The 7,942-nt window shown below is 61.3% G+C and carries 6 protein-coding genes; all 6 read left to right on the plus strand.

Going from position 1 to position 7,942, the window contains the following annotated elements; genetic code table 11:
* Positions 1 to 5 precede the first annotated feature (5 nt).
* The 6 genes from ACW9IB_RS07180 to ACW9IB_RS07205 all read left to right on the plus strand — a co-directional run bounded on the left by ACW9IB_RS07180 (position 6) and on the right by ACW9IB_RS07205 (position 7,782).
* Positions 6 to 1,454: an alginate O-acetyltransferase gene (locus ACW9IB_RS07180; protein WP_457367060.1), complete on the plus strand. Its 1,449-nt coding sequence runs from the start codon at positions 6 to 8 to the stop codon at positions 1,452 to 1,454.
* 8 nt (positions 1,455 to 1,462) lie between these two features.
* Positions 1,463 to 2,572 carry a mannuronate-specific alginate lyase gene (locus ACW9IB_RS07185; RefSeq protein WP_457412953.1) on the plus strand — a complete coding sequence of 370 codons (1,110 nt, stop codon included), beginning with the start codon at positions 1,463 to 1,465 and terminating at the stop codon, positions 2,570 to 2,572.
* A 218-nt stretch (positions 2,573 to 2,790) separates the two neighbouring features.
* Positions 2,791 to 4,323, plus strand: coding sequence for an MBOAT family O-acyltransferase (locus ACW9IB_RS07190; protein ID WP_457367058.1), 1,533 nt, complete (start codon positions 2,791 to 2,793; stop codon positions 4,321 to 4,323).
* Positions 4,324 to 4,334: 11 nt separating this feature from the next.
* The gene (locus ACW9IB_RS07195; RefSeq protein ID WP_457367057.1) at positions 4,335 to 5,507 is read left to right on the plus strand and encodes an alginate O-acetyltransferase; all 1,173 of its coding nucleotides are present in this window, start codon (positions 4,335 to 4,337) and stop codon (positions 5,505 to 5,507) included.
* A 16-nt stretch (positions 5,508 to 5,523) separates the two neighbouring features.
* The gene (locus ACW9IB_RS07200) at positions 5,524 to 6,180 is read left to right on the plus strand and encodes an alginate O-acetyltransferase AlgF (RefSeq protein ID WP_457367056.1); all 657 of its coding nucleotides are present in this window, start codon (positions 5,524 to 5,526) and stop codon (positions 6,178 to 6,180) included.
* 150 nt (positions 6,181 to 6,330) lie between these two features.
* A complete protein-coding gene (locus ACW9IB_RS07205; protein ID WP_176995007.1) occupies positions 6,331 to 7,782 on the plus strand; it encodes a mannose-1-phosphate guanylyltransferase/mannose-6-phosphate isomerase in 1,452 nt (483 codons plus the stop codon).
* The last annotated feature ends 160 nt before the right edge of the window (positions 7,783 to 7,942 follow it).

Consider the following 7,942-nt stretch of genomic DNA (forward strand, 5'->3'; position numbering starts at 1 on the left):
CCCTTATGCACCCACACATGATCAAATTGCTGAGCCTCTCGGGTCTGACCCTCGGCCTGCTGGCGGCCAGCCAGGGCGTGCGCGCCGACGACATCAAGGCGCCGACCTTCACTGCCGAGCCCTGCTGCAGCCTGTGCCCCGCCGCCCATGACGCGCGCAACTACACCACGCGCTACCAGCAGAACTTCACCACCCTGGTGCAGGCCCAGGGCGACTGGCTGTTCCGTACCCAGGAAGACTTGCGCACCGAGTTCGACACCACCCCGGCCGGCTACAAACGCATGCAACAACTGCACGACGCGTTCAAGGCCAAGGGCGTGGAACTGGTGGTGGTCTACCAGCCGACCCGTGGCCTGGTGAACCGCAACAAGCTCAACCCCGAAGAAAAGGCCAAGTTCGATTTCGACAAGGCCCTGGCCAACTACAAAACCATGCTCGGGCGTTTCGCCAAGATGGGCTATGTGGTGCCGGACCTGTCGCCGCTGACCAACGAGCAACTGCCCGACGAGCTGCCGGCCCACGACTTCTACTTCCGTGGCGACCAGCACTGGACCCCGTACGGCGCCCAGCGCACCGCGAAGATCGTCGCCGAGAAAGTGCGCGCCATGCCCGAGTTCGCCGACATTCCCAAGCGTGAATTCGAGACCAAGCGCTCCGGGCGCATGGGCAAGACCGGCACCCTGCACAACATGGCCGGCCAGCTCTGCGGCACCAGCTACGCGATCCAGTACATGGACCAGTTCACCACCGAGCCCAAGGGCGAAGCCGGTGACGGCGACCTGTTCGGTGACTCGGGCAACCCGCAGATCACCCTCGTCGGCACCAGCCACAGCGGCAAGAACTACAACTTCGCCGGGTTCCTGGAGCAGGAAATCGGTGCCGACATCCTCAACGTGGCCTTCCCCGGCGGCGGCCTGGAAGGCTCGATGATCCAGTACCTGGGCAGCGATGAGTTCCAGAAGAGCCCGCCGAAAATCCTGATCTGGGAATTCTCGCCGCTGTACCGCCTGGACCAGGAAACCATCTACCGCCAGATGATGGCGTTGCTGGACAACGGCTGCGAAGGCAAGACCGCGCAGATGACCACCAGCACCACACTGAAAACCGGCAAGAACGAATTGCTGGTGAACAGTTCGAACAAAGACCTGCGCAACAGCAGTCACCAGATAGATATCCGCTTCGCCGACCCGTCGGTGAAAACCTTGCAAGCCACCCTCTGGTACATGAACGGGCGCCACGAGGACCTGAAGATCGAAAAACCCGAGACATCCGATACAGACGGGCGTTTCGCCTTCGAACTGCGCACCGATGAAGACTGGGCCTCGCAGAACTTGCTGGCCGTGGAAGTGCAAGGCCCCGAAGCGGGCCAGGCCGCGCAGAAGGTTGAAGCGAAAATTTGCACACGCAACGTATTCCCAAGCGGTGGTCAGCAGACCGCCCAACTTGGGCAATGAGGTTACCTATGCAGAAGTTATTGATTCCATCGTTGCTGGGCCTGGCGATCTTCGCCGGCGCAGCCAACGCCGCCGCCCCATTGCGTCCGCCCCAGGGTTATTTCGCCCCGATCGAGTCGTTCAAGACCGGCGACTTCAAGAATGACTGCGACGCCATGCCGGCGCCGTACACCGGCTCGCTGCAATTTCGCAGCAAGTACGAAGGCTCGGACAAAGCCCGCGCCACCCTGAATGTGCAATCCGAAAAAGCCTTTCGCGACAGCACCGCCGACATCACCAAGCTGGAAAAAGACACTAGCAAGCGCGTGATGCAGTTCATGCGCGACGGGCGTCCGGAGCAGCTGGAATGCACATTGAATTGGCTGACCAGCTGGGCCAAGGCAGATGCATTGATGTCCAAGGACTTCAACCACACCGGCAAGTCCATGCGCAAATGGGCGCTGGGCAGCATGGCGTCGGCCTATGTGCGCTTGAAGTTTTCCGACTCGCACCCGCTGGCCAACCACCAGCAGGAATCGCAGTTGATCGAGGCCTGGTTCAACAAACTGGCCGACCAGGTGGTGAGCGACTGGGACAACCTGCCGCTGGAAAAAACCAACAACCACTCGTACTGGGCCGCCTGGTCGGTGATGGCCACGTCCATCGCCACCAACCGCCGCGACCTGTTCGATTGGGCGGTGAAGGAATACAAGGTCGGCGCGAACCAGGTCGACGCTCAGGGCTTTTTGCCGAACGAATTGAAGCGTCAGCAACGCGCCCTGTCGTACCACAACTACGCGCTGCCGCCGCTGTCGATGATCGCCAGTTTTGCCCTGGTCAATGGCGTGGACCTGCGCCAGGAAAACAACGGCGCGCTCAAGCGCCTGGGCGACAAGGTGCTGGCCGGGGTCAAGGACCCGGAGATCTTCGAACAGAAGAACGGCAAGGAACAGGACATGAAGGACCTCAAGGAGGACATGAAATTCGCCTGGCTCGAACCGTTCTGCACCCTCTACACCTGCGCACCGGATGTGGTGGAACGCAAGCACGGCATGCAGCCGTTCAAGACATTCCGCCTGGGGGGCGACCTGACCAAGGTCTACGACCCGGCGCATGAAAAAGGCAACAAAGGTAGCTGACGAAACGCAGTTCAAATGTGGGAGCGGGCTTGCTCGCGAATACGGTGTGTCATTCAACACAGATGGCGACTGTTACACCGCCTTCGCGAGCAAGCCCGCTCCCACAGTTTGAGCCGGTTTCGACAGTTGGAATGTAGTACCACCCTCCCCCGAATTTCCGTGGGGGGGTTTGGGGGGGCTCCGGCCCTTGACTGTTGGTTAAACATGGAGAGATCGGGATGGTTTTCTCGTCCAATGTGTTCCTGTTTCTGTTCTTGCCGATCTTCCTCGGCTTGTACTACTTGAGCGGGCAACGCTATCGCAACCTGCTGCTGCTGATTGCCAGCTATGTGTTCTACGCCTGGTGGCGAGTGGACTTCCTGGCACTGTTCGCTGCGGTGACGCTGTGGAACTACTGGATTGGCCTCAAGGTAGGGGCCGCCGGTGTGCGCACCAAGCCGGCCCAGCGTTGGCTTCTGTTGGGCGTGGCAGTCGACCTGTGCATCCTCGGCTACTTCAAGTACGCCAACTTCGGCGTCGACAGCATCAACGTGATGATGAAGTCCATGGGGCTTGAGCCGTTCATCCTGACCCACGTGCTGCTGCCGATTGGTATCTCGTTCTACATTTTCGAGTCCATCAGCTACATCATCGACGTATACCGTGGCGACACCCCGGCCACGCGCAACCTGATCGACTTCGCGGCGTTCGTGGCGATCTTCCCGCACTTGATCGCCGGCCCCGTGCTGCGCTTTCGCGACCTGGCCGATCAGTTCAACAACCGCACGCACACCCTCGATAAATTCTCCGAGGGCTGCACGCGGTTCATGCAGGGTTTCATCAAGAAGGTGTTTATCGCCGACACCCTCGCGGTGGTGGCCGACCATTGCTTCGCCCTGCAAAACCCCACCACGGGCGATGCCTGGCTCGGCGCACTGGCCTACACCGCACAGCTGTACTTCGACTTCTCCGGCTACAGCGACATGGCCATCGGCCTGGGCTTGATGATGGGTTTCCGCTTCATGGAAAACTTCAAGCAACCGTATATCAGCCAGTCGATCACCGAATTCTGGCGCCGCTGGCACATCAGCCTCTCCACCTGGCTGCGCGACTACCTCTACATCACCCTGGGCGGCAATCGCAAAGGCACACTGATCACCTACCGCAACCTGTTCCTGACCATGCTGCTCGGTGGCCTGTGGCATGGCGCGAACATCACCTACATCGTCTGGGGTGCCTGGCACGGTATGTGGCTGGCGATTGAAAAAGCCATCGGCCTCAACACCTCGCCACGCAGTTTCAACGTGGTGCGCTGGGCGTTCACCTTCCTGCTGGTGGTGATGGGCTGGGTGATCTTCCGCGCCGAAAACCTGCATGTGGCCGGGCGTATGTACGGCGCCATGTTCAGCTTTGGCGAGTGGTCGCTGTCGGAACTCAACCGCGCCAGCCTCACCGGCCTGCAAGTGGCGACCCTGGTGGTGGCGTACGCAACCCTGGCGTTCTTCGGCCTGCGCGACTTCTACACCAACCGCCCTGCGGACAAAACCAAGCCGGCCGACCCGAGCCTGATCAAGGCCGTGCCTGGCGACAACCCCGGCAGCATCCACCAGCCCGGTTTCACCGTGGGCCGGGACGCCGCCGTGCAACCGGCCTACTGGACCGCGGACTGGCCACGCTACGCCATGCGCGCGGCGGTGCTGCTGCTGTTCGTGGCGTCGATTCTCAAACTGTCGGCGCAGAGTTTCTCGCCGTTCCTTTACTTCCAATTCTGAGGGAGCCGACCATGACCCGTTCATTACGCGTCCTCTATATCGGGCTGTTCCTGGTGCTGCTGCTGGCCCTGGGCGCCTGGTCGATGCGCAGTTTCTTCGGCTTCAGCACCAACGCCGACGCCACTGTGCTCAATGGCCGCTGGACCAAAGCCGTCGAGACCCACTACGACGACGAGTTCCCGATCAAGCGCCTGGGCACCAATCTCTGGGCCGCGCTGGACTACAAGCTGTTCAACGAAGGCCGCCCGGGCGTGGTGCTGGGCCGCGATCACTGGTTGTACAGCGACGAGGAGTTCAACCCCGCCGTCAACGAAGACCAGAACCTGGAAGGCAACTACGCACTGGTCGAAGGCGTGCGTCAGAAGCTCAAGGCCCAGGGCATTCAGCTGGTGATGGCGATCGTGCCGGCCAAAGTGCGCCTGTACCCGGAGCATCTGGGTGAAGTGAAGCCGGCGAGCATCCACGCCAACCTGTACCAGGACTTCCACGCCCGTGTCGCCGCCGACAAGATCATCGCCCCGGACCTGCTCGGCCCGCTGCAACAAGCCAAGTTGGGCGGCACCCAAGTGTTCCTGCGTACCGATACTCACTGGACGCCGGACGGTGCCGAAATCGCCGCCAGGCAACTGGCCCGGACCATTGCCGACCAGACGCCACTGAGCGGCGAGCCGCAGCGCTTCGTCACCGAGGCCGAGAAGACCGAGCCGCACAAAGGCGACCTGCGTCTGTTCCTGCCCCTGGACCCGCTGTTCGAAAACCTGATGCCCCCCAAGGAACCGCTGGAAAAACGCGTGACGCACCTGGCGCAGGAAGCCGGCGACGACGCGCTGTTCACCGACAGCGAAACCCCGGTCGCCCTGGTAGGCACCAGCTACAGCGCCAACCCCAACTGGAACTTCGTCGGCGCCCTCAAGCAAGCCCTGGGCAGCGACGTGGTGAGCTACGCCGAGGACGGCCACGGCCCGATCCTGCCGATGCTCAGCTACCTGAAAAGCGACGACTTCAAGAACAACCCGCCCCAGGTGCTGATCTGGGAATTCCCTGAACGTTATCTGCCCGTGAACAACGAAATCGGTGATGCCGACCCGCAGTGGGTTGCGCAGCTTAAACAAGCCGGTTCGCGCCAACAGAACATGGCTATCAACTCCCCAAAATCCGAGACGCCCGACCGGGCGCAAAACTGAAAGAGAGGTAACTCACATGACTTTCACTACAACTCCGCGTCGTCTCGCCAAGACCCTGGCCCTGGCTGCCGGCATGAGCCTCGTATCGATGTCCGCCTTCGCCGGTGGCGACGCCGCCCTCTACGGCCCGACCGCCCCCAAAGGCTCGACCTTCGTGCGGGTGTACAACGCCGGCAACCAGGAAGTCAGCGCCACCGTGGGCAACACCAACCTGAGCGAAGTTGCGCCACTGGCCAGCAGCGATTTCAGCTTCATGCCCGGCGGTGACTACAGCGCCAAGATCGGCAGCCAGACCGTGCCGGTCAAACTCGCCGCCGACCACTACTACACCCTGGTCAGCAGCGGCAGCGGCCAGCCACAACTGATTGAAGAGCCACCGTTCAAGAACAAACAGAAATCCCTGGTGCGCGTGCAGAACCTCAGCGACAAGGCCCTGACCCTGAAAACCGCCGATGGCAAGACCGATGTAGTCAAGTCGGTGGCGGCCAAGGGCCGTGGCGAGCGTGAAATCAACCCGGTGAAGGTAAGCCTGGCGTTGTATGACGGTGACAAGAAAGTCGGCGATGTGAAGCCGGTTGCGTTGGAACGTGGTGAAGCGGCGGTGCTGTATGTGACGGGCTCCGGTTCGAGCCTCTCGCCAGTCTGGGTGAAACGCCCGGTATCGACCCGCTGATTAGCTTTTGAAATTGACGCTCCCTCTGTGGGAGCGGGCTTGCTCGCGAATGCGGTGGTTCATCCACAGATGTGCCGACTGACACATCGCTTTCGGGAGCAAGCCCCCTCCCACAGGCTCTGACCCATATCGATTCAAGGAGAAACACCCATGATCCCAGTAATCCTTTCTGGTGGTAGCGGCTCACGTCTTTGGCCGCTTTCCCGTAAACAGTTCCCGAAACAATTCCTGGCCCTGACCGGCGAGCACACGCTGTTCCAGCAAACCCTGGAGCGCCTGGTGTTCGAAGGCATGGACACCCCGATCGTGGTCTGCAACAAGGACCATCGGTTCATCGTCAACGAGCAACTGAGCGCGCGCAAGCTGGAAAGCCAGCGCATCCTGATGGAGCCATTCGGCCGCAACACCGCGCCCGCCGTGGCCCTGACCGCGATGATGCTGGTCAACGAAGGCCGCGACGAGCTGATGCTGGTGCTGCCCGCCGACCACGTGATCGACGACCAGAAAGCCCTGCAACGCGCCCTGGCCCTGGCCACCGTGGCCGCCGAGCGCGGCGAGATGGTGCTGTTCGGCGTGCCGGCGACCCGCCCGGAAACCGGTTATGGCTACATCAAGTCCACCAACGATTCGCTGCTGCCCGAAGGCGTGAGCCGTGTCGAACAGTTCGTGGAAAAACCCAATGAAAAACGCGCCGTCGAGTTCGTCAAAAGCGGCGGTTACTTCTGGAACAGCGGGATGTTCCTGTTCCGCGCCAGCCGCTTCCTCGAAGAGCTGAAAAAGCATGATCCGGACATCTACGACACCTGCCTGCTGACCCTGGAGCGCAGCGAGCAGACCGCCGACACCGTGTCGTTCGACGAAGCTACCTTTGCCTGCTGCCCCGACAACTCCATCGACTACGCCGTGATGGAAAAAACCCAGCGCGCCTGCGTGGTGCCGCTGAGCGCCGGCTGGAGCGACGTGGGTTGCTGGGCATCGCTGTGGGCCGTCAACGATAAAGACGCCAACGGCAACGTGAGCAAGGGCGACGTGGTGATCCAGGACAGCAAGAACTGCATGATCCACGGCAACGGCAAGCTGGTGTCGGTGATCGGCCTGGAAAACATCGTGGTGGTGGAAACCAAGGACGCGATGATGATTGCCCACAAGGACAAGGTCCAGGGCGTCAAGCAGATGGTCAACACCCTCAACGAACAAGGCCGCAGCGAAACCCAGAACCACTGCGAAGTCTATCGCCCATGGGGCTCCTACGACTCGGTGGACATGGGCGGCCGCTTCCAGGTCAAGCACATTTCGGTCAAGCCGGGCGCCTGCCTGTCGTTGCAGATGCACCACCACCGCGCGGAACACTGGATCGTGGTCAGCGGCACCGCCGAAGTCACCTGTGACGAGAACGTGTTTCTGCTCACCGAAAACCAGTCCACCTACATCCCGATCGCCTCGGTGCACCGCCTGCGCAACCCGGGCAAGATCCCGTTGGAGATCATCGAAGTGCAATCGGGCAGCTACCTGGGCGAAGACGATATCGAGCGTTTCGAAGATATCTACGGTCGTTCCACGCCGGTTGAACGTGGCGTGTCGGTGAAAACTATCGCGCAGTAAAACAGTCGTACAAGAAGCCCTCGCCCAGCCGACTGCGTCCCCTATCCGCAGCCGGTTGGGCGGGGGCTTTTTCTTTGGGTTTTGCAGTGACGCTGAAGGCCCCATCGCAGGCAAGCCAGCTCCCACAGTTGACCGAGTACATCCTTTGGAATGCGGTTAA

It is taken from the genome of Pseudomonas sp. SDO524_S393 (genome assembly GCF_054071875.1).

Excerpts from the sequence above, each read along its gene's own strand:
- ACW9IB_RS07180 (WP_457367060.1), top strand. The coding sequence starts at position 6 with ATGCACCCACACATGATCAAATTGCTGAGCCTCTCGGGTCTGACCCTC.
- ACW9IB_RS07205 (WP_176995007.1), top strand. The coding sequence starts at position 6,331 with ATGATCCCAGTAATCCTTTCTGGTGGTAGCGGCTCACGTCTTTGGCCG.
- ACW9IB_RS07185 (WP_457412953.1), top strand. The coding sequence starts at position 1,463 with ATGCAGAAGTTATTGATTCCATCGTTGCTGGGCCTGGCGATCTTCGCC.
- ACW9IB_RS07190 (WP_457367058.1), top strand. The coding sequence starts at position 2,791 with ATGGTTTTCTCGTCCAATGTGTTCCTGTTTCTGTTCTTGCCGATCTTC.
- ACW9IB_RS07200 (WP_457367056.1), top strand. The coding sequence starts at position 5,524 with ATGACTTTCACTACAACTCCGCGTCGTCTCGCCAAGACCCTGGCCCTG.
- ACW9IB_RS07195 (WP_457367057.1), top strand. The coding sequence starts at position 4,335 with ATGACCCGTTCATTACGCGTCCTCTATATCGGGCTGTTCCTGGTGCTG.